Annotated in this window: 19 protein-coding genes; 8 read left to right on the top strand and 11 right to left on the bottom strand. The window is 53.2% G+C overall.

All coding sequences use genetic code 11. The features are described 5' to 3' along the window. Window positions 1–4 precede the first annotated feature (4 nt). The 4 genes from CRO05_RS07325 (at window position 5) to CRO05_RS07310 (ending at window position 2,691) form a co-directional block, all read left to right on the top strand. Window positions 5–769: a MotA/TolQ/ExbB proton channel family protein gene (locus CRO05_RS07325; RefSeq protein ID WP_090881220.1), complete on the top strand. Its 765-nt coding sequence runs from the start codon at window positions 5–7 to the stop codon at window positions 767–769. Beyond that, window positions 769–1,188, top strand: coding sequence for a biopolymer transporter ExbD (locus CRO05_RS07320; protein WP_097066437.1), 420 nt, complete (start codon window positions 769–771; stop codon window positions 1,186–1,188). The genes CRO05_RS07325 and CRO05_RS07320 overlap by 1 nt, the downstream gene beginning before the upstream one ends. Window positions 1,189–1,295: 107 nt before the next feature. Further along, window positions 1,296–1,814 (top strand): FecR domain-containing protein, encoded by a 519-nt coding sequence (locus tag CRO05_RS07315; protein ID WP_090881226.1) that lies wholly within the window; start codon window positions 1,296–1,298, stop codon window positions 1,812–1,814. A 169-nt stretch (window positions 1,815–1,983) separates the two neighbouring features. Then, window positions 1,984–2,691, top strand: a complete 708-nt coding sequence (locus CRO05_RS07310; protein ID WP_097066436.1) for a type 1 glutamine amidotransferase — start codon at window positions 1,984–1,986, stop codon at window positions 2,689–2,691. Window positions 2,692–2,721: 30 nt separating this feature from the next. Here the strand turns inward: CRO05_RS07310 and CRO05_RS07305 are convergent, their stop codons facing one another. The 5 genes from CRO05_RS07305 to CRO05_RS07280 all read right to left on the bottom strand — a co-directional run bounded on the left by CRO05_RS07305 (window position 2,722) and on the right by CRO05_RS07280 (window position 9,210). After that, window positions 2,722–3,207: a YajQ family cyclic di-GMP-binding protein gene (locus CRO05_RS07305; protein WP_097066435.1), complete on the bottom strand. Its 486-nt coding sequence runs from the start codon at window positions 3,205–3,207 to the stop codon at window positions 2,722–2,724. A 94-nt stretch (window positions 3,208–3,301) separates the two neighbouring features. After that, window positions 3,302–4,543, bottom strand: a complete 1,242-nt coding sequence (locus CRO05_RS07300) for an argininosuccinate synthase (protein WP_369831603.1) — start codon at window positions 4,541–4,543, stop codon at window positions 3,302–3,304. A gap of 171 nt (window positions 4,544–4,714) precedes the next feature. Then, window positions 4,715–5,638, bottom strand: a complete 924-nt coding sequence (gene argF / locus CRO05_RS07295) for an ornithine carbamoyltransferase (protein ID WP_181319821.1) — start codon at window positions 5,636–5,638, stop codon at window positions 4,715–4,717. A gap of 90 nt (window positions 5,639–5,728) precedes the next feature. Next, window positions 5,729–6,901, bottom strand: a complete 1,173-nt coding sequence (locus CRO05_RS07290; protein ID WP_097066433.1) for an aspartate aminotransferase family protein — start codon at window positions 6,899–6,901, stop codon at window positions 5,729–5,731. A 329-nt stretch (window positions 6,902–7,230) separates the two neighbouring features. Further along, window positions 7,231–9,210, bottom strand: a complete 1,980-nt coding sequence (locus CRO05_RS07280; RefSeq protein WP_097066431.1) for an aminotransferase class I/II-fold pyridoxal phosphate-dependent enzyme — start codon at window positions 9,208–9,210, stop codon at window positions 7,231–7,233. A gap of 145 nt (window positions 9,211–9,355) precedes the next feature. Here CRO05_RS07280 and CRO05_RS07275 point away from each other — a divergent pair, with 145 nt between their 5' ends. Continuing rightward, the gene (locus tag CRO05_RS07275; protein ID WP_097066430.1) at window positions 9,356–10,759 is read left to right on the top strand and encodes a nodulation protein NfeD; all 1,404 of its coding nucleotides are present in this window, start codon (window positions 9,356–9,358) and stop codon (window positions 10,757–10,759) included. Between the two features lie 15 nt (window positions 10,760–10,774). Then, on the top strand, window positions 10,775–11,542 hold the full coding sequence (locus CRO05_RS07270) for a slipin family protein (RefSeq protein WP_097066429.1): 768 nt from the start codon (window positions 10,775–10,777) through the stop codon (window positions 11,540–11,542). A 96-nt stretch (window positions 11,543–11,638) separates the two neighbouring features. Here CRO05_RS07270 and rpsT read toward each other — a convergent pair whose 3' ends face one another. Next, window positions 11,639–11,902, bottom strand: coding sequence for a 30S ribosomal protein S20 (gene rpsT / locus CRO05_RS07265; RefSeq protein ID WP_097066739.1), 264 nt, complete (start codon window positions 11,900–11,902; stop codon window positions 11,639–11,641). Window positions 11,903–12,225: 323 nt separating this feature from the next. Here rpsT and murJ point away from each other — a divergent pair, with 323 nt between their 5' ends. Next, on the top strand, window positions 12,226–13,764 hold the full coding sequence (murJ, locus tag CRO05_RS07260; protein ID WP_097066738.1) for a murein biosynthesis integral membrane protein MurJ: 1,539 nt from the start codon (window positions 12,226–12,228) through the stop codon (window positions 13,762–13,764). A 297-nt stretch (window positions 13,765–14,061) separates the two neighbouring features. Here murJ and CRO05_RS07250 read toward each other — a convergent pair whose 3' ends face one another. Next, complete coding sequence (locus tag CRO05_RS07250) at window positions 14,062–14,316, bottom strand: hypothetical protein (protein WP_143860890.1); 255 nt, start codon at window positions 14,314–14,316, stop codon at window positions 14,062–14,064. On the opposite strand from CRO05_RS07250, the gene CRO05_RS07245 reads away from it, so the two are divergent. Next, window positions 14,300–15,094: a VacJ family lipoprotein gene (locus tag CRO05_RS07245; protein WP_097066426.1), complete on the top strand. Its 795-nt coding sequence runs from the start codon at window positions 14,300–14,302 to the stop codon at window positions 15,092–15,094. The two genes, CRO05_RS07250 and CRO05_RS07245, sit on opposite strands and share 17 nt — an antisense overlap. Before the next feature lie 162 nt (window positions 15,095–15,256). On the opposite strand, the gene htpX is transcribed toward CRO05_RS07245, so the two are convergent. From htpX to CRO05_RS07225, 4 genes are all read right to left on the bottom strand, one after another. Continuing rightward, window positions 15,257–16,135: a protease HtpX gene (htpX, locus tag CRO05_RS07240; RefSeq protein WP_097066425.1), complete on the bottom strand. Its 879-nt coding sequence runs from the start codon at window positions 16,133–16,135 to the stop codon at window positions 15,257–15,259. A gap of 157 nt (window positions 16,136–16,292) precedes the next feature. Further along, window positions 16,293–16,799 carry a disulfide bond formation protein B gene (locus tag CRO05_RS07235; protein ID WP_097066424.1) on the bottom strand — a complete coding sequence of 169 codons (507 nt, stop codon included), beginning with the start codon at window positions 16,797–16,799 and terminating at the stop codon, window positions 16,293–16,295. Further along, window positions 16,792–18,006: a class I SAM-dependent RNA methyltransferase gene (locus CRO05_RS07230; RefSeq protein ID WP_097066423.1), complete on the bottom strand. Its 1,215-nt coding sequence runs from the start codon at window positions 18,004–18,006 to the stop codon at window positions 16,792–16,794. Before CRO05_RS07230 ends, CRO05_RS07235 begins: the two co-directional genes overlap by 8 nt. A 40-nt stretch (window positions 18,007–18,046) precedes the next feature. Beyond that, window positions 18,047–18,421 carry a DUF423 domain-containing protein gene (locus CRO05_RS07225; RefSeq protein ID WP_097066422.1) on the bottom strand — a complete coding sequence of 125 codons (375 nt, stop codon included), beginning with the start codon at window positions 18,419–18,421 and terminating at the stop codon, window positions 18,047–18,049. Window positions 18,422–18,577 lie beyond the last annotated feature (156 nt).

Raw genomic sequence — 18,577 nt, 5'->3', positions numbered from 1 at the left:
TCAAATGGAAAAAGGTCTCGGTTTCTCAAATTTTCTCGCCCAGCTCGATGGCGTGGGCATCAGTGTACTTTTACTGCTGCTTGCGCTATCGGTAGCGAGCTGGTACCTCATACTCACCAAAGGCATTTCCAATTTTCTGGCGGGAAGGCGCGCAGACGCCTTTCTCAAGCGTTTCTGGAGCGCGAGTTCTCTACAGGAGGTGAACTCTACGCTGAAGGAAGGGTCCGACGATAACGCGTTTGCTCAACTCGCCCAACAGGCGATGGACGCGGCGGTCGACTCTGAAAAGCACGGGTTGCAGAAACTGGCCGCCGCGGGTGGCGCCAGCGAGTTCATCACGCGCGTATTACGCAACGGGCTCGACCAGGAAGCGACCCGCGTGGAAAATGGACTCACAGTGATTGCCTCAGCCGGTTCGGCCGCACCGTATATCGGCTTGTTCGGGACGGTATGGGGTATTTACCACGCGCTTGTGCAGATCGGACTGTCCGGCCAGGGAACACTGGACAAAGTAGCCGGTCCGGTAGGTGAAGCACTAATAATGACGGCGCTGGGACTGGCTGTTGCGATTCCGGCGGTATTGGCATATAACACATTTGTGCGGCGTAATCGAATATGGCTGGCGCGTCTTGATGCATTTGCACATGATCTTTTCGTCTTGATCGCAGTCGGGACCAAAACCAACAGCTCTGCCGGGGATGAACGGTCCTTGCGGGTAGTTGCACCTATAGTTTCCCCCGCAGTTGCTCCCACTGAACGGAGGTCGTAATGGCATTTGGCAGCATGAACAGCAGCAATCGTCAGGCACCAATGTCCGAAATCAACGTGGTGCCGCTGGTTGACGTAATGCTGGTATTGCTGGTGATCTTCATCATCACGGCGCCATTGCTGACGCACTCGGTTAAAGTCGATTTACCGAAAGCATCCAGCAGTCCGAATATCACGCAACCAGACCATATCGAATTCGCGCTTCGCGAAGATGCCAGCCTTTACTGGAATGGTGAAACGATTACCGTCGACCAATTGGCGCCGCGCTTTACCGAAGCGGCGCAACAGAATCCCAATATTGAACTGCATATTCGCGCCGACGGGCGCGTAGACTACGAACATGTGGCACGGGTGATGTCTACTGCAGCAAAAGCCGGCTTAGTACGAATCGGGTTTGTTACCGATCCCTCAAAACAGTAACGCTGGCCGGAGTATGGCGAGAATTGGAGCATGATGTCAGCCGCGAGAAACTCAAGCATTGGCATACGATGTGACAAGCGCCTTGTGACCTCAAGGGCAAGGATTATATGGCTCTAGCCGCTCGCACCCGATGGCGAAGCTTCCTGCTGCATGGTTCCATTGCCACCACGGCTCTCGGTCTGGGTTTAATGTCATGGTTCATTGCCAAACCATTGGCAACCCGCATCCACCAGACCATACCAGGAGAACGGTTGACCGTTACCGCCACGCCGGGGATCGACATCAGTCTGGATGCCGACAGCAGCGTTACTGTCAGCAATGCCGAGCCTCCCCAGATCGAATTGCTGCGAGGCAATGCTTATTTTGACGCCAAGGGCCAGGGTGCCGGTAAGTTGCAGCTGAAAGTGGGCACAACGTACATCAGGGATATCGGAACCCGCTTCAGTGTCCGCAAATCCGCGAACGGCGGCACTGTTGCCGTGGCTAATGGACAGGTAGAGATCCTGGTAGAGAGCGGAACATACCTGATTGGGGCTCACGAAGGAGCGGACTTTGATGGCGTACGCGTTACCGGTCAACGCATGATTGCGGATGCAGATGTGGCGCCATGGAAGCCTGGCCTATAGTATCCTGCATTCGCTGGTCCGCTGACCCAGACAATTTTCTCGATCCTCCCTATCCGTTGTTGACATGCGCTCAGTCCTGGACAAGCCCCATCCCTATGGCCTACTTCTGCCGACGTCGAGAATCAGAGGGCTGTCAGCAAGTGCGTAAACTGAAAGCCGGCGCATTTCAATGAAACCCGTTGCAATTTTCAGGCATTTTCCCATCGAAGGTCCGGGCTATCTGGCCACTTTCCTCGATTCTCATTCTATCCCTTGGCAGCTCGTCAAGGTCGATGCCGGCGAGTTGCCCCCTGCCAGTACCGATCATTTTAGCGGACTGGTATTCATGGGCGGCCCCATGAGCGTCAACGATGATTTGCCATGGGTCGAGCCGGCGCTTGCATTAATTCAGCAGGCCGTGACGAATGATATTCCTGTGTTAGGCCATTGTCTTGGCGGGCAATTGATGTCGAAGGCCTTGGGAGGGATCGTCAGGAGAAGCGCGGTCAAGGAAATCGGCTGGGGTGAGGTTAGCGTCGCCGATAATCCTGTCGCACGCTTGTGGTTTGGAGAGTTGCCTGTATTTGAGGCGTTCCATTGGCATGGCGAAGAGTTTACCGTTCCGGAGAACGCCACCCTTCTGCTTTCCAGCCCCTATTGCGAAAACCAGGCATTCGCTATGGATGGCCATCTGGCGCTGCAATGCCATGTGGAAATGACTGAAGAGATGGTGAAAGCGTGGTGTAAAACAGGTGCCGCGGAAATCGCCGCTAATTCGGGACCATCGGTAGAATCGACAGAAGCAATCCAGATGGACCTGGTTGAGCGAGTATCGGCACTGAATCGGGTCGCTCGTCGCTTGTATGAGAAATGGATTTCAGGTCTGGGGGTGACGTGACAGAACTCGCTGCGAGCGAAATGTAGACCGTCATTCGCGGAAATTCTGGAATTGAAGCGGAAATTCAGTAACGGATTTCTTGACCAGCTGTATTGCTTCCTGCAACGTGTCGCGCTTGGCGCCCGAGACGCGTACCGCCTCTCCCTGAATGCTGCCCTGCACCTTGAGCTTGCTGTCCTTGATGAGCCTGATGATTTTTTTTGCCAGCTCGCTTTCCACTCCCGTTTTAACGGTGACCTGCTGTTTGACTTTGTTACCGCTGATTTTTTCCGACTGCGCTTTGTCCAGACAGCGGACATCAACATTGCGCTTGGCGAGCTTGGCCGTCAGAATATCCAGCACCTGGCTCAGTTTGAATTCATCATCGGCAAAGACAGTAAGTATGTAATCAGCCTGTTCCACACGCGCATCCGATCCCTTGAAGTCGAACCGGGTGCTGACTTCCTTATTCGTCTGGTCGACTGCGTTTCTGATTTCCTGCTTGTCAACTTCGGAAACAATGTCAAATGATGGCATGCGTACTCTCCTTGATTGGCTGAAGACATGCTTGGCTTAATTCCTTGCGAATGCGAAAAAAGGTTATCCGGTTATCCCATTCGCGGTCCGGTGATCATTTGCTATTTTTCAAATTTGCGGCAATACGCATCCGCAGCGCATTCAGCTTGATGAACCCCGCCGCATCCGTCTGGTTGTAAGCACCCTGGTCGTCCTCAAAGGTAGCGATGTGGGGGTCGAACAGTGAATCGGTCTTGGAGTCCCGTCCCACCACTATCACATTTCCTTTGTAGAGTTTCACCCGTACCCAGCCGTTTACATGAGCCTGGGATGCATCAATCATTGTTTGCATCATTTTACGCTCCGGGCTCCACCAGTAACCGTTGTAAATAAGCTCGGCGTAGCGGGGCATCAGCTCGTCTTTCAGATGAGCCACTTCCCGGTCGAGGGTAATAGATTCTATTGCACGATGGGCCCTCAGCATAATGGCGCCGCCAGGGGTCTCGTAACACCCGCGGGACTTCATGCCAACGTAGCGGTTCTCGACCAGATCCAGGCGGCCGATGCCATGCTTGCCGCCCAGCTGGTTCAGTTTGGCAAGTACGCAAGCCGGGGAGAGGTCTTCACCGTTCAAGGCCACGATATCGCCCTGCCTGAACTCCAGATCGACGTATTCCGCCTTGTCTGGCGCATTTTCAGGCGATACGCTCCAGCGCCACATGGACTCCTCAGGTTCCTGCGCTGGGTCTTCCAGGATACGGCCTTCATAGGAAATATGAAGCAGATTGGCGTCCATGCTGTATGGAGAGCCGCCCTTTTTTTTCATCTCCACCGGGATGCCGTGCTCTTCGGCATAACTCAGCAGCTTTTCGCGCGACGTGAGATCCCATTCGCGCCATGGCGCGATCACACGGATACTGGGTTCAAGTGCGTAATAGCCGAGCTCAAAACGCACTTGGTCATTGCCTTTTCCCGTGGCACCATGAGAAACCGCGTTTGCACCGGTTTGCTGGGCGATTTCAATCTGCCGCTTGGCAATCAGCGGACGTGCGATACTGGTGCCAAGCAGATACTCACCCTCATAAACCGCATTGGCGCGAAACATGGGGAAAACGAAATCACGCACAAACTCTTCACGCAGATCCTCGATGAAAATTTCCTTCACCCCCAGTTGCCGGGCCTTTGCGCGAGCAGGCTCCACTTCTTCACCTTGTCCAATATCCGCGGTGAAGGTGACAACCTCGCACTGATAGGTATCCTGTAGCCACTTCAAAATCACCGACGTATCCAGCCCACCGGAGAACGCCAGGACAACCTTGTTAATTTCTGGCACATCAGCTTTGTTCATTTTTTCCATGCTTGGCTCGTAGATATAAATTCGAAGAGGATGACGGGTGACCCGTCGTTTTGCCGCCTCCAAAATGAAGTTTGCGGAGAATCCATGTTCCTTTGAATCTGTTTGGTCCGGGTTGACTGCTTACTCTGCGGAGAAGAAAGTGAAATGTAAACTGCTGGAAATTTTGAGAGATCAGGTTTCTTCCAATCTTCCCAGCAACAAGTATTCAATCAGCGCCTTTTGGGTATGCAGCCTGTTCTCAGCCTCTTCCCATACTATCGACTGCGGGCCATCGATGACCTCCGCCGCCACCTCTTCACCGCGGTGAGCAGGCAGGCAGTGCATGAACAGTGTATCTTTCCTGGTGCAGGACATCATTTCCGCATCCACCCGAAACTCTGCAAAATCTTTCTTCCGCTCCTCGGTTTCCGCCTCGAATCCCATGCTGGTCCAGACATCCGTGGTAACGAGATCAGCCTCTCTCACCGCGTCATGCGGATCGGCGAACTCCTCATAGTGGTCGGTGCCGTACAGCCCGGCACGTTCCGGTTCCACTTCGTAGCCTCGGGGAGTCGAGACGTGCACGTTGAAACCGAATACCTCAGCCGCCTGAAGCCACGTATTGCAAACGTTGTTCGAATCTCCTATCCATGCCACGGTCTTGCCGGAGATACTGCCACGCTGCTCAATAAAAGTAAAAATATCGCCCATGATCTGGCATGGGTGATATTCATCCGTCAGGCCATTAATTACGGGGACCCGTGAATGCGCCGCGAAGCGCCGGATAATGTCGTGCTCATAGGTACGAATCATGACGATATCGACCATGCGCGAAATTACCCGCGCGGCATCTTCTACGGGCTCGCCCCTGCCCAACTGGGTGTCCCGCGTGGAGAGATAGATTGCCGCACCGCCCAGCTGATGCATACCCGCCTCAAACGAAAGCCGTGTGCGGGTCGAATGCTTGTCGAAAATCATTGCCAGCGTACGATCCTGCAATGGCCAATACCGCTGGTATTGCTTGAACTCATGCTTGATCCAGCGCGTACGCTCGAACAGATACTCGAATTCCTCAAGGGAAAAATCGTTGAACTGTAGAAAATGCTTGATCTGCATAATGTTCTAAACCGTAAAGTGAATCGAATCGCCGAAAACATAAACCCGAGGTGCCTTTCACGGCTCACTTTCGGGGTTTGCAAATTGTTGTCAAGCCACCAGGAATTCCTTCATGATACCGGACAAAATTGCTACCACCTCCTCCGCCTCGCTCCGTTGGATTACCAAGGGCGGTAGCAGACGCACTACCTTATCTGAGGTCACGTTGATGAGCAGTCCTTTTTTCAACGCTTCTTTTACGAGATCGCCACACGGTCTGGAAAGTTCGATGCCGATCATCAATCCCTGGCCGCGTATTTGCACCACATCGGGCAGGCCGGCTAATTGCGCTTTGAACATGCTGCGCATGAAGTCGCCCTGCTCCATCGCGTTTCCCAGCAAATCCTGTTCTTCGATGACTTTGAGCGTGGTCAGCGCAGCCGCACAGGCTAGCGGATTGCCCCCGAAAGTGGATGCGTGATTGCCAGGCTTGAATACTTTCGCCGCAGTGCCTTTGGCGAGGCAAGCGCCGATGGGTACACCCGACCCCAAGCCCTTGGCGAGCGTTATCACATCAGGAGTAATGCCGCTGTGCTGAAACGCGAACCAGTTGCCGCTTCGGCCGATCCCGCATTGCACTTCGTCCAGCATCAGCAGCCAGCCGTTTTGATCGCAGAGATGGCGCAGGCCTTGCAGATAGTTCGCCTGCGGCACATTGACGCCCCCTTCTCCCTGGTAGGGTTCAACCAGTATGGCTACAACATTCTTGTTATGCACGCCTGCTTGCGCCACCGCTTCCAGGTCGTTGTATGGCACTCGCGCAAAACCGGTGAGCAGCGGTTCAAAACCCGCCTGTACCTTGCGGTTACCACTTGCTGTCAGGGTTGCCATGGTGCGTCCGTGAAAGGATTTTTCCATCACGACAATGGTGGGCAAATCTATATTTTTGCCATGTCCATATAATCTTGCCAGCTTGATCGCGGCTTCGTTTGCTTCGGCGCCCGAATTGCAGAAAAAACCGCTATCCATGCCGGACAGCAGGGCCAGCCTGCTGGCTAGCTGTTCCTGTCTCCCAATATGGTAAAGATTGGACGTATGGATAAGCATACCGGCCTGGTTGCAAATTGCTTTCACAAGCTCCGGATGACAATGTCCCAGTCCGCATACCGCCACACCGGCAAGCGCGTCCAGATAGCGCCTGCCCTCTTCGTCCCACAGCCAGACGCCTTCCCCTCTTACGAATGTAACAGGTAGCTGCAGATAAGTGTTCATCAAATTGGACATATAAGAAGTCTCTGAATGAATGCTCTGTGGAGCGAGTAATTAAAAGTCGAGTTGCCCGTGGAACTGACAACTGAGTTGAAAAATCGGCAAAATTACGCCGGTCAAAGGGCAGTCGGCGAAGATCGTAGCGCGATCCACAATGCCAGAGCGTGTAATGTGGCGAATGTCCGGTTTTGCCGTAGCCCGCACGGGATGATACTGTGTCCGAGGGGACTTGTTCAGAGGATCCATAGGTAATGCCCGCGTTTGCCAGGGGTCGGAAAGCGGCACGGCGGCATAAGCCGCCGTGCGCATGATGGATAGCTTGTCGTGCAACTCGTTATATTTACCTATTTAACCAGCTTTTTCAAGCCTTTTTCCTCAGCGGCGGTTAGGAGCCTCAAACAAGGCAGATAGCCGTCGTAAACAATTCCGTGCACTTCCACGCGTTTTTGAGAGCGCAACATGCTAACCAGGTACTGCACGATCTCGTGCGTAATGATCTGCCCTGGCACCAGAACTGGAATACCCGGTGGATAGGGAGTAATCTGGTCTGCACAAATCCTCCCTTTCAAATCATCATTTATGCGCTCCTGTTCATCCAGTAGCGGCACCCGTTCGCCCCCGGAATAAAATGCGTCGCGCGGCAGGTATTTGAGATCGGTAAAAACGGGGATCTCCGGGATCTGGTAGAGACGTCTAGGCGCACGACCTTCGCGTGCAATGCGCATCAGCGCATCATAAAGACGCGACACCTTGCTACGGGTAGTGCCAATAGTAAGAAGCAGAGTGAGGGTATTAAAGGTGGATTTCTCCACTTGAATATTGTATCGCTCGAACAATTCCCGGATTAAGTCCTCCACAGTGAAGCCGCAACGGGAAATATCGACGGTAACCTTGGTGGAATCGAGCTGAATATTGTCTTGCTTCACCTCATCAGGCAGTAGATCAGCAAGTTCCAGCACCCGAAATACGCCGGTTGAATTGATCTGAGCTCGCACTTCCTTCGCCAGTTCCAGGGTGCGCGACAGCAGCTTGTAACCTTCCAGCGTCGCTTGTTTGCGCGCTACGTCAAGGCTTGCAATCATGCTGTACTGCGGACTGGTAGAAGTATGCATGTTGAAATTTTCGCGAAACAGATGCTCGTTGAACTCAGGGTCATTGATGTGGATCATGCTGGACTGAGAGAAAGCCGATAGCACTTTATGTGTGCTTTGGGTGGCGTAGTCCGCGCCCGCCTCCAGCGCGGTCGGACGGAAAGCGGGATGAAAACGGGCGAATCCATACCAGGCTTCGTCGATGATTACCTTGATGCCCTTGGCGTGGGCTGCCTCGATAATGGGGGGCAAATCATAACGCAGGCCATCGTAAGTACAACTGGTGAGTATCAGGGCTTGTGCATCGGCATGTTCTTCGATTGCATTGAACAGGGTCTGTTTGGGTACCGGACCGTAAACGCCGAATTTCTTGTTTACCGACGAGTCGAGATAGATCGGATTAGCGCCCGATAATACGACTCCGTGATGCACGGATTTGTGGCAATTCCGGTCCAGCAACAGTTTTTCGCCAGGGGCGAGCAGCGTCTGGAATATCACCTTGTTGGCGGTGGAAGTACCGTTGGTGGCAAAGAATGTGCGACGCGCCCCGAATGCCTTTGCTGCGATCTTCTGCGCTTCCGCGATGACGCCGGTTGGTTCCATTAGTGAATCGAGCATCGGCACCGACACAGACAGGTCGGCGCGGAAAATATGCTCACCGATAAACTCGTAAAAATCGCTGGCCCAGGGACTGTCGCGCAGCGAATCGCCCGAGGAATGTCCCGGCGTGTGCCAGGCATCCTTTGCCATCAATACATAATTTTTGAGCTGGTCATAAAAAGGAGTGCGCGCTTTTTCCTGAAGCTGGGCGTTGAGAATACGATACATACCTCGATAGTCACGTTCCTCGCGGTAAAAATAGCCATCGACGGTTTCCGAAAAGAGCGCATCCACCACTTCATCCTCTTTCTCCTGCGCGATCAGGATGTAGATATCAAGTTCGGGACGAAAACGGGTAATTTCCTGCACCAGCTTCAAGGCTGTCATTTGCAGGTTACGGGAACCCTTTTCTCCGTTTTTCAGGGTATAAAGCGTATCGTCCACCAATACCGACTGAATGTCGCCGTCATCCTCAATGGCTTGCAGCGCTTCGCGCGCAGTGGTAACGCCAGAAAAAGTAATGCCTAATGGGTTTTCGAGGGATTTGGCAGCAGCATTCAGGCCCTTGATCAGTTCCTTCAGTATCAGTTTCTCGTCATTGATAATGAGAATTCGGCTTATTGGTCGCTTCATGAACGCTACTTCTTGATAGAAAAATCGCTTTATGCGCTAAAACAACGTTGATTGCAAGTTTCGGAACCACGAATAAGTCAATAAACCTGTAGATCGTATTGTTTAGCCAAACGCAGGCGAGACGGAAACCGTCTATAGTAAAATCATGAAACCATTCGTCCCTACTCTGCCTGATGGCGTGGTAGCGTTTCTGCTTCTGTTGCCGACGCTGGTTCTGGCTGCCCCGGTAGTGGTACTGAAAGTAGACGGTCCAATTGCTCCGGCCAGCGCGGACTTCATTCAACGCGGGCTCCAACGCGCTGCCGACGAGCGAGCGTCACTCATTGTATTGCAGCTCGATACACCAGGCGGTCTCGATACTTCAATGCGGCAGATCATACGCGGCATACTCGCTTCATCCGTGCCCGTGGTGGTTTTCATCGCGCCGAGCGGAGCTCGGGCAGCGAGTGCCGGAACCTATATCCTGTATGCCAGCCACATTGCTGCGATGGCGCCGGGCACCAATCTGGGTGCGGCCACACCGGTACAGATCGGGGGCTTGCCCGAGCCGCAGCCTGAGCCTGAGCCTGAAGCTAGGCCAAAGTCATCACCCGGCTCGCCTGCAACGCAGCCAGACGAGCATCCCGGGCAGAATGTAGCAAAAGACGAGAAGGCATCAAAAAAAGATGCAATGTCGCGCAAAATTATTCAGGACGCTGCCGCATACATCCGCTCGCTTGCGCAGATGCGCGGGCGCAATGCGGAATGGGCTGAACGCGCTGTGCATGAAGCAGTAAGTCTATCAGCAACAGAAGCGCTGAATCTCAAGGTCATCGATTATGTCGCCGCCGATGTGCCGGATTTGCTAAAGCAGATGAACGGCAGGCAAGTGAATGTACTTGGTCAGACCCTTGTTCTCGATACAGTTTCAGCCACAGTGGAGATCGTCGAGCCGGACTGGCGGACACAGCTCCTGGCTATCATCACCAATCCGAGCGTGGCATATATACTGATGCTAATCGGTATTTACGGATTGTTCTTCGAATTTTCCAATCCCGGCTTCGTGTTGCCCGGCGTGGCAGGCGCCATCTGCCTGCTCATTGCCATGTATGCCTTCCAGTTGCTGCCGGTGAGCTATGCCGGCCTTGCCCTGATCCTGCTCGGTATCGCATTCATGGTGGCGGAAGCCTTTCTACCCAGCTTCGGCGCGCTCGGCATCGGCGGCGTTATTGCTTTCGCCGTCGGTTCGCTGATGCTGATCAACAGCGATACGCCTGGCTATGGCATTCCCTGGCCCTTGATTGCCGGAATATCCATAGCCAGTGCATTATTCCTGATTTCTGTCATTGGTATGGCGCTGAAGTCACGGCACAAACCCATTGTCAGCGGACGAGAAGAGTTGATCGGCGCCGTGGGAGAGATGCTGGAGGATACGCCGAATCAAGGTATGGCGCGTATCCGCGGCGAACTGTGGAGCGTGCGGTGTGCCCGGCCTCTGGTCCGCGGACAGAAAGTGCGTGTAACAGGAATCGAGGGTCTGGTTTTACACGTAACCTTGGCAGAGAATTAACCAAAGGAGATGATCATGCTCAATTTAGGTTTTGGCACCCTCGTCATTATCCTACTGGCATTGTTTACGATATTTCGCATCCTGCGTGAATATGAGCGCGGCGTGGTGTTCCTGCTCGGTCGCTTCTACAAGGTAAAAGGTCCAGGTCTGATCGTGATAATTCCGGGCATTCAGAAAATGGTGCGCGTTGACCTGCGCACGGTGGTTATGGATGTGCCCAGCCAGGATGTTATTTCACGTGACAATGTCTCGGTGAAAGTGAATGCCGTAGTGTACTTTCGCGTGGTCGATCCGCAAAAAGCCATTATTCAAGTGGAGAACTTTCTTGCCGCGACCAGCCAATTTGCGCAAACCACTCTGCGCTCGGTATTGGGCAAGCATGAGCTTGATGAAATGCTGGCGGAACGTGAGAAACTCAATATGGACATTCAAAAGGCCCTTGACATTCAGACCGATGCATGGGGTATCAAGATCTCCAACGTCGAGATCAAGCATGTGGATATTGATGAATCGATGATCCGGGCCATCGCCCGCCAGGCGGAGGCAGAACGCGAGCGGCGCGCAAAGGTGATTCATGCCGAAGGCGAATTGCAGGCATCGGACAAATTGATGCAGGCAGCGCAGATTCTGTCCCAGCAAACGGGAGCAATGCAACTGCGCTACCTTCAGACGCTCACGTCTATCTCTAGCGACAAATCCAATACCATCATTTTTCCAATCCCGATGGATTTGGTAGTGGCGCTAACGGATGCCGTCAAGAATCGCAATCCCAGCGCGCCCTGACGTTGTTGTGCGACCTTACCGGATATTATATGAAGAGTTCAGGAGTAATAAAAAAGCCCGGGGAGCGCCCGGGCTTTTTTATTGAGATGTAGATGATCAGGCCATCGCCTTGATCGCGGCCGACAGCCGGCTTTTATGGCGGGCAGCCTTGTTCTTGTGGATGATCCCCTTGTCGGCGATGCAATCTATGGTACCGACGGATGCCTGAAATGCAGCTTGTGCAATGGCTTTGTCGGTAGATTCGATACCCTTTCTTACATGCTTGATCGCTGTTCGCAACTGGGAGCGCAAACTCGTGTTACGGTCGCGTTGACTGACGTTCTGTCTTGCACGTTTTCTGGCTTGTGCACTATTGGCCATGAAAATTCCTCGAATTAACTGTTTCGCAAATTTTTCGAATGATACGGATGTTCCCGGCATATTGCAAGGATAACCAGGAGTATTCTGCATCCTTGACGATTCGGAAACACCTGCCGGAGCGCCAGGGATAAGTAATGCAGGCTTTCATGCCACTAACTCAGCCATCGGTCTCAGTCATTGATGCGCCTCCTTATAATCATCCCGATTTTCGAGCAATGCGCTCCAAGGAGAATTTATTCAAGTCCTCAAGTACTTATGGCAACTGTTCGAATTTTCACCTGTTAAGCAAACCAATAGCGCTATTCAGGTTAACATACTCATCCATGAATCTGCTTAACGCCCTCGCTACTGTCAGCGGAATGACGCTGATTTCCCGTATCCTGGGATTCGTGCGGGATGTGCTTATCGCCCGCATCTTTGGCGCAGGCATCGCAACCGATGCCTTTTTTGTGGCCTTCCGCATTCCGAACCTGCTGCGTCGCCTTTTTGCCGAGGGTGCGTTTTCCCAGGCATTCGTGCCCATACTTGCCGAATATAAAAACCGCCGCACGTTCGAGGAAACACGGGAGCTGATCAACCACGTTACGACATTGCTTTCGATCGCTTTATTTTTGGTTACGCTGATCGGAGTCCTTGCTGCACCGCTGGTAATTTACGTGAGTGCGCCGGGGTTTACGGGCAACCCCCAGAAATTTGCACTGACAGTCGAACTGCTGCGCATCATATTTCCCTACATTCTGTTCATCTCGCTTGTATCGCTGGCAGGAGGCATACTCAACACCTACGGCAAATTTTCCATACCCGCGTTAACCCCCGCATTGCTGAATCTGTCATTCATCGGTTGTTCGCTGTGGCTTGCCCCGCTACTGGACCCGCCGGTACTGGCGCTTGCATGGGCAGTATTCATTGGCGGCGTGCTCCAGCTCGCCTTCCAGGCGCCATTCCTCATGCGTCTCAAGTTAATGCCGCGCCCGCGCCTCAAATCCCCAGATACCGGCGCATGGCGAGTTATCAGGCAAATGGGGCCGGCGGTGTTCGGCGTATCGATCGGCCAGATCAGTTTACTGATCAACACGATATTCGCGTCCTTTCTCGTCACCGGCAGCGTGTCCTGGCTCTACTATGCGGACCGGTTGATGGAATTTCCTGCCGGCCTGTTAGGCGTGGCGCTCGGGACGATATTGCTGCCGTCACTGTCCCGGCATTATGCGGATAACAGCACTGAGGAATATTCCCGCCTGCTGGACTGGGGTCTACGTCTGACCGTGCTGCTAACCCTGCCCGCTGCATTGGCATTGGCACTACTTGCGACTCCGCTTATCACCACCCTCTTTTATCACGGTGAATTTTCCGTCAACGATGTGTGGATGACGCGCAATGCATTAGTGGCTTATAGTTTGGGGCTGCTGGGGCTGATTCTGGTAAAAGTGTTGGCCCCTGGATTTTATGCGCGGCAAAACATCCGCACACCGGTGAAAATCGCGGCGATCACGCTTGTCGCCACCCAGTTGATGAACCTCGCGTTCATTATACCGCTGCGCCACGCCGGACTGGCGCTTGCCATCGGTCTGGGCGCATGCCTTAACGCCGGATTGCTCTACTACAAGTTGCGCAGCCATAAGATTTACCAGCCACAGCCGGGCTGGCTCATTTTCATGACAAAAATATTGATGGCGCTGGCAACGATGGGTGGCGCCCTGTGGTTTGCCTCGGGCAGCGACGCATCATGGCTCACAGACTCTGCTTTCGAACGCGCAACGCGACTGACAGGGGTGGTGGCCATCGGCGCGATAAGTTATTTCGGCATGTTATGGCTACTTGGTTTCCGCTTGAAGAATTTTGCACGACGCGGCGAACTTTAACGGGGAACCGGCGAATTTGAGCATAAATGCTGGAACCACGTCTTTTACTCATGGCAGCTCCGTCGGCGTTCATCCAGATTGCCGTGCCCGCTTCCCGCGCTTACGCCCCATTCAATCAGGGCAAAAACCTCGTTTAACAGATTCATGCGCACGGTAGTTACGGTTTTTAAGGACCGACGATTAGTGAAAAGAAACATAAGAGAAACAATGTTTCCTGCTAGAAAAAATTTGCGCGCCCAGCCGGGATTAGCCATATAATGGCGCTCACCTTATTCACACCATCAACTGCAAAACCATTTATCTCTCGACCATGGCTCGCTTCCTCAGACCTTCATTATCACTGATACTCCTGGGATTTTTTCTTAACGGCTGCGCTACGACCAACAAAAACACCACGACTGATACAAACACGGCAGCGAATACCAGCACGAGTGAAAACCCGAGTACTTCGGTTGACAAGAACACTACGACCGACACCACGACGACCACGACCACTACTACGGCGAGCGCAAGCGCCGCAGCTGAGACAAGCCCCATGGTCAGCACGAGCACGAGCGCTCCTGCTGATCCGGTCGCGTCGGTCAGCAATAGCGGTCCAACCAATGATGGAAAAGAAGCACGGGAATCGTTTAACGGGCCAGTATTCAAGAATGCAGCCCCGCCCGCTACTTATCCGGCTTATAGTAAACAAGATCCGTGGGAACCAATGAATCGCTCGGTATTCAAGTTCAACGAGTCGGTTGATGACTATGTGTTCAGACCAATAGCGAAAGGTTACAGGTGGGTGATGCCGGATCCGCTCCAAATCGCAGTAGGGAATGTCTTTTCCAATTTGAACGATATTCCCGTTACCATCAATAACCTCCTGCAACTCAAGTTCAGCAATGCCATGACGAGCAGTACGCGGCTGCTGCTCAACAGCACTTTCGGCCTTGCGGGCATCGTCGATCTGGCCAGCGACATCGGTTTTGAAAAGCATGATGAAGATTTTGGACAAACGTTAGGGCATTACGGAGTCGCGAGCGGACCTTATGTAGTACTGCCTTTTCTTGGCCCCAGTTCGACCAGAGATGCGGGTGGACGTGTCCTGGACATAGCCACCGATCCTGTTTTTGTAGGCAGCTTCTTCGTCGCCCCTTTTATAGGCCCGATAGTTGGAAGCAGCAGAGCTGCCGATACACGCGCGGGTTTGCTTAAATCCGAGAAAACGCTGGATGAAGCTGCATTGGATAAATACGAGTTCATACGCGATGCCTACCTCCAGCGGCGGCGCAACCTGGTGTATGACGGCAATCCGCCCAAGAGCGAAGAGGATGAAGATATCAACTGATTCGAGGCTGAGCGATTGATAGTTCTCTCTTCGATAAATCCGGTCAAGTTTGCAGTTTGCACTGAGTATAACGGGCCGGGAAATTAGCACGAAAAAAAGGCGGGAGCATATACTGCTCCCGCCTTTTTGACTTACAGAATCCCGATACCACCTGATACCCGATCAGGTCATCTCACGCAACGCAGCGATACGTACCTCAAGTGGCGGATGCGACATGAATAGGCTTTTGACGCCACCGCCTCCTCCCGAAATTCCAAATGCCGCCAGCCGATCCGGCAACTGTGTGGGTTCATGCCGTTGTTTAAGGCGCTCCAGCGCGGCAATCATCTTGTTACGGCCGGCCAATTGCGCCCCGCCTGCATCCGCGCGGAACTCACGCTGCCGGCTGAACCACATGACTATCATGCTGGCAAGTATTCCCAGCACCATCTGGGCCACCAGGGTTGTGATCAGGAAAGCCGGACCATGTTCCCTTTCGGTTTTGAATACCACCCTATCCACAAAATGCCCGATTACCCTGGACAGAAAAATCACAAAGGTATTGACCACGCCTTGAATCAAAGCAAGCGTCACCATATCGCCGTTAGCGACATGACTTATTTCATGTGCCAGTACACCTTCAATTTCATCCTTGTGCATGTTCTGCAGCAGGCCGGTGCTTACTGCCACCAAAGCCTCATTGCGGTTCATCCCGGTAGCAAAGGCATTGACGTCGGGCGCGTCATAAATCGCCACCTCCGGCATGCCAATACCGACAAGCTCAGCCTGGCGCCGAACGGTCTCAACTAACCAGCGCTCGGTCGGATCGGAAGGGTGCTCGATCACTACCGCGCCGGTCATCCGTTTCGCGCTCCATTTGGACATGGCGAGCGAAATCAACGAGCCACCAAAACCAATCACAGCAGACATGATCAGCAATGAATTGAAATCTATACCGCCCTCTGCGTCGAGCATGCGGTCCACGCCCAATATCCGCAGGGTAATACTCAGAACCAGCAAAATTGCCAGGTTGGTTACTATAAATAGAAAAATCCGTTTCATGGGTTAATTCCGCTCTCTCGTATCAAAGGTAGATCATAAGTATGGGCGGGATGTTCAATTTTCAAGCCCGGGCAATCTCATCCGAGCAAATAGCTCTCCATTCGCGTTTTCCGGCACTTATTGTCAAATTCCCGATGTAGTATTTCCAGTCACGTCATTAGCGCCTATTGCGGCTGGCAAGCAAAACGTAAATCGCAAGACCACCAAAGACCATGAGAAAAATTGCCGACCAATCCGGAAGAGTGAGTGACGCGAACTTCCAGGTTACGTCCGCGCAATCCCCATTCGCTTCAAACATGCCTGGCCACCATTGCGCAAGCGGCAAGGCGTTCAAAAATGCTTCTTCCGGGCTGATACCACATTCGAATGCCTCCGGATAGCGAACCAGCCACGCATGACGCAATGCAACTGCCGCGCCGGCGAATGCAAAGACCGCCATCAGGCCGCTGTAAATCCGTCGTCCTATTGCATCGGGGGAGTGGAAAAACGCCAATAGCGCAGTTAAACCCACCAGCCAGTAGGCGATGCGTTGCACGACGCAAAGCGGGCAGGGCAAAAGATTTTTTACTAACTGAAGATAAAGGGCATAACCGACCAGGCCTGTACAGCCCAGAAATATCAATAGAAATATTACCCTTGTTCCTGACTTTGTCGGATTAACCATGCCTGCTTTTGACAGTCTGATCCAGGGGCGTCATTATGTCCTTCGTAACGTCGGCTTTTCTCACTCTGCGCATTCCGCCCGCAACCATTTTATATTCCAGCAAGCGGCATTCCAGCGCGCCATTGAACAGAGGGATGCGGCGCGCAGGTGTTAAACGGATGGATTTTGGCAGAAGCGGATCCGCAGTGACGATATAAACAGTCCATCCGCTGAATTTTTTCTTCAGCGCATCCCCCAGTTTCGGGTAAAACTCCATAAGCTGTTGGTGTTCCCCTATGCGTACACCATAAGGGGGATTGGTCACAAGAAAACCGGAAGACGCAGGAGCAGAAATTTCCAGCACGTTCGCCTGCTTGAGGGTAACCAGTTCAGCAAACCCCGCATCGGATAAATTTGCGCGGGCAGTAGCCAAAACATCACCGTACAAGTCGCTGCCGAATATTGGCTGGGGTATTCTCGGCTTTTGCCGAGCTATCGCGGCTTCCTTAAGCTGGTCCCACCGATCTTTATCAAATTTCGTCAGCTTTTCAAAAGCAAAACTGCGCCCCGCTCCTGGCGCGATATTCAATGCGATCTGTGCGGCTTCAAGCAGGAACGTGCCACTGCCACACATCGGGTCAAGCAGCGGAATGTCGGGCTGCCAACCTGTCAGCGACAAAATCCCGGCGGCGAGATTTTCTCTTATCGGAGCCTCCCCAGCGTTTTTTCGAAGACCACGCTTGAATAAAGCGTCGCCGGAGGTGTCAAGATACAAAGAAAATCTTTGGGCATTCAGAAAGCCGTGAATGCGGATATCCGGCTGCACCGTATTCACGCTGGGGCGGCAACCCGCCGTCTCGCGGAATTTATCGCAAACCGCATCCTTGATCTTGAGCGTGACAAACTCCAGACTGCGCAATGGGCATTTGATGGCCGCGACCTTAACGCGGATGGTAAGCGCCGGATCGAACCATTCTTTCCAGGGTAATGCGTGAGTTGTTTCGTACACATCGGCTTCGCTGGAATACAGTTCGCTCGCAACCTGCCAGAGAATGCGGCTGGCAATGCGGCTTTCCAGATTAGCCCGGTAGCAGATCGTCCAGTCGCCCTGGAACTGCACCCCGCCATCGTGTCCGGTTACGAAAGAGGCGCCAAGCCGCTCCAGCTCGGAGACGAGCGCGGACTCCAGCCCGCGCGGACAGGGAGCGAAGAAATAGTGGAGCGTCACAACGGTCCAGGTATGACAACAATGACCACTGAGCCGGGAGTTATTTCGCGGTCCATGCTCCATAGGCGAGCAACGCCCAACCGCTCAGGAATGCAACCCCGCCCAACGGCGTGATGGCGCCAAGTCCGCGTATTCCCGTCAGACTCAGGGCGTAAAGACTCACGGAAAATAGAACAATTCCCGCAAGCATCAGCCAGCCCGACAATACTATCGGTTTGGATGCTGGAAAGTGCAACAGCATGAGACCAACCAAGACAAGACCCAACGCGTGATAAAAATGATACTGCACGCCCGTTTGATATACTGCAAGCATGTCGGCAGCGAGTCTTTGTTTCAAACCATGCGCGCCGAACGCGCCGAAAGCGACACATAGAAACGCGTTGATAGCGCCTAGCATGATGAAGGTTCTTGACATTGGAGGTAAACGTTCCTGATGAGAGGGAGCTAAATAAAACTCGATGAACCCGCAAGGGCCGCATGAGCTTAACGGACTTAACGGACGCGAGCATGAAAGGCGGCTTATGCCAGCGAGCCGTGATCCATATGGTACTTGAGAAGCTATACAGATGGT

Origin of the sequence: Nitrosovibrio sp. Nv4 (assembly GCF_900215485.1) — a bacterium.
Lineage (GTDB): Bacteria > Pseudomonadota > Gammaproteobacteria > Burkholderiales > Nitrosomonadaceae > Nitrosospira.
Note: the sequence above shows the minus strand (reverse complement) of the source record. Positions and strands in the feature narration are given on the sequence as shown.

What these genes read in the sequence shown, in the direction of transcription:
- CRO05_RS07310 (WP_097066436.1), top strand. Translation starts at nt 1,984, where the DNA reads ATGAAACCCGTTGCAATTTTCAGGCATTTTCCCATCGAAGGTCCGGGC.
- CRO05_RS07225 (WP_097066422.1), bottom strand. Translation starts at nt 18,421, where the DNA reads ATGTCAAGAACCTTCATCATGCTAGGCGCTATCAACGCGTTTCTATGT.
- argF (WP_181319821.1), bottom strand. Translation starts at nt 5,638, where the DNA reads ATGCAGATCAAGCATTTTCTACAGTTCAACGATTTTTCCCTTGAGGAA.
- CRO05_RS07290 (WP_097066433.1), bottom strand. Translation starts at nt 6,901, where the DNA reads ATGTCCAATTTGATGAACACTTATCTGCAGCTACCTGTTACATTCGTA.
- CRO05_RS07325 (WP_090881220.1), top strand. Translation starts at nt 5, where the DNA reads ATGGAAAAAGGTCTCGGTTTCTCAAATTTTCTCGCCCAGCTCGATGGC.
- CRO05_RS07235 (WP_097066424.1), bottom strand. Translation starts at nt 16,799, where the DNA reads ATGGTTAATCCGACAAAGTCAGGAACAAGGGTAATATTTCTATTGATA.
- CRO05_RS07275 (WP_097066430.1), top strand. Translation starts at nt 9,356, where the DNA reads ATGAAACCATTCGTCCCTACTCTGCCTGATGGCGTGGTAGCGTTTCTG.
- CRO05_RS07315 (WP_090881226.1), top strand. Translation starts at nt 1,296, where the DNA reads ATGGCTCTAGCCGCTCGCACCCGATGGCGAAGCTTCCTGCTGCATGGT.
- CRO05_RS07280 (WP_097066431.1), bottom strand. Translation starts at nt 9,210, where the DNA reads ATGAAGCGACCAATAAGCCGAATTCTCATTATCAATGACGAGAAACTG.
- htpX (WP_097066425.1), bottom strand. Translation starts at nt 16,135, where the DNA reads ATGAAACGGATTTTTCTATTTATAGTAACCAACCTGGCAATTTTGCTG.
- CRO05_RS07305 (WP_097066435.1), bottom strand. Translation starts at nt 3,207, where the DNA reads ATGCCATCATTTGACATTGTTTCCGAAGTTGACAAGCAGGAAATCAGA.
- CRO05_RS07270 (WP_097066429.1), top strand. Translation starts at nt 10,775, where the DNA reads ATGCTCAATTTAGGTTTTGGCACCCTCGTCATTATCCTACTGGCATTG.
- rpsT (WP_097066739.1), bottom strand. Translation starts at nt 11,902, where the DNA reads ATGGCCAATAGTGCACAAGCCAGAAAACGTGCAAGACAGAACGTCAGT.
- CRO05_RS07320 (WP_097066437.1), top strand. Translation starts at nt 769, where the DNA reads ATGGCATTTGGCAGCATGAACAGCAGCAATCGTCAGGCACCAATGTCC.
- CRO05_RS07245 (WP_097066426.1), top strand. Translation starts at nt 14,300, where the DNA reads ATGGTCAGCACGAGCACGAGCGCTCCTGCTGATCCGGTCGCGTCGGTC.
- murJ (WP_097066738.1), top strand. Translation starts at nt 12,226, where the DNA reads ATGAATCTGCTTAACGCCCTCGCTACTGTCAGCGGAATGACGCTGATT.
- CRO05_RS07300 (WP_369831603.1), bottom strand. Translation starts at nt 4,543, where the DNA reads ATGGAAAAAATGAACAAAGCTGATGTGCCAGAAATTAACAAGGTTGTC.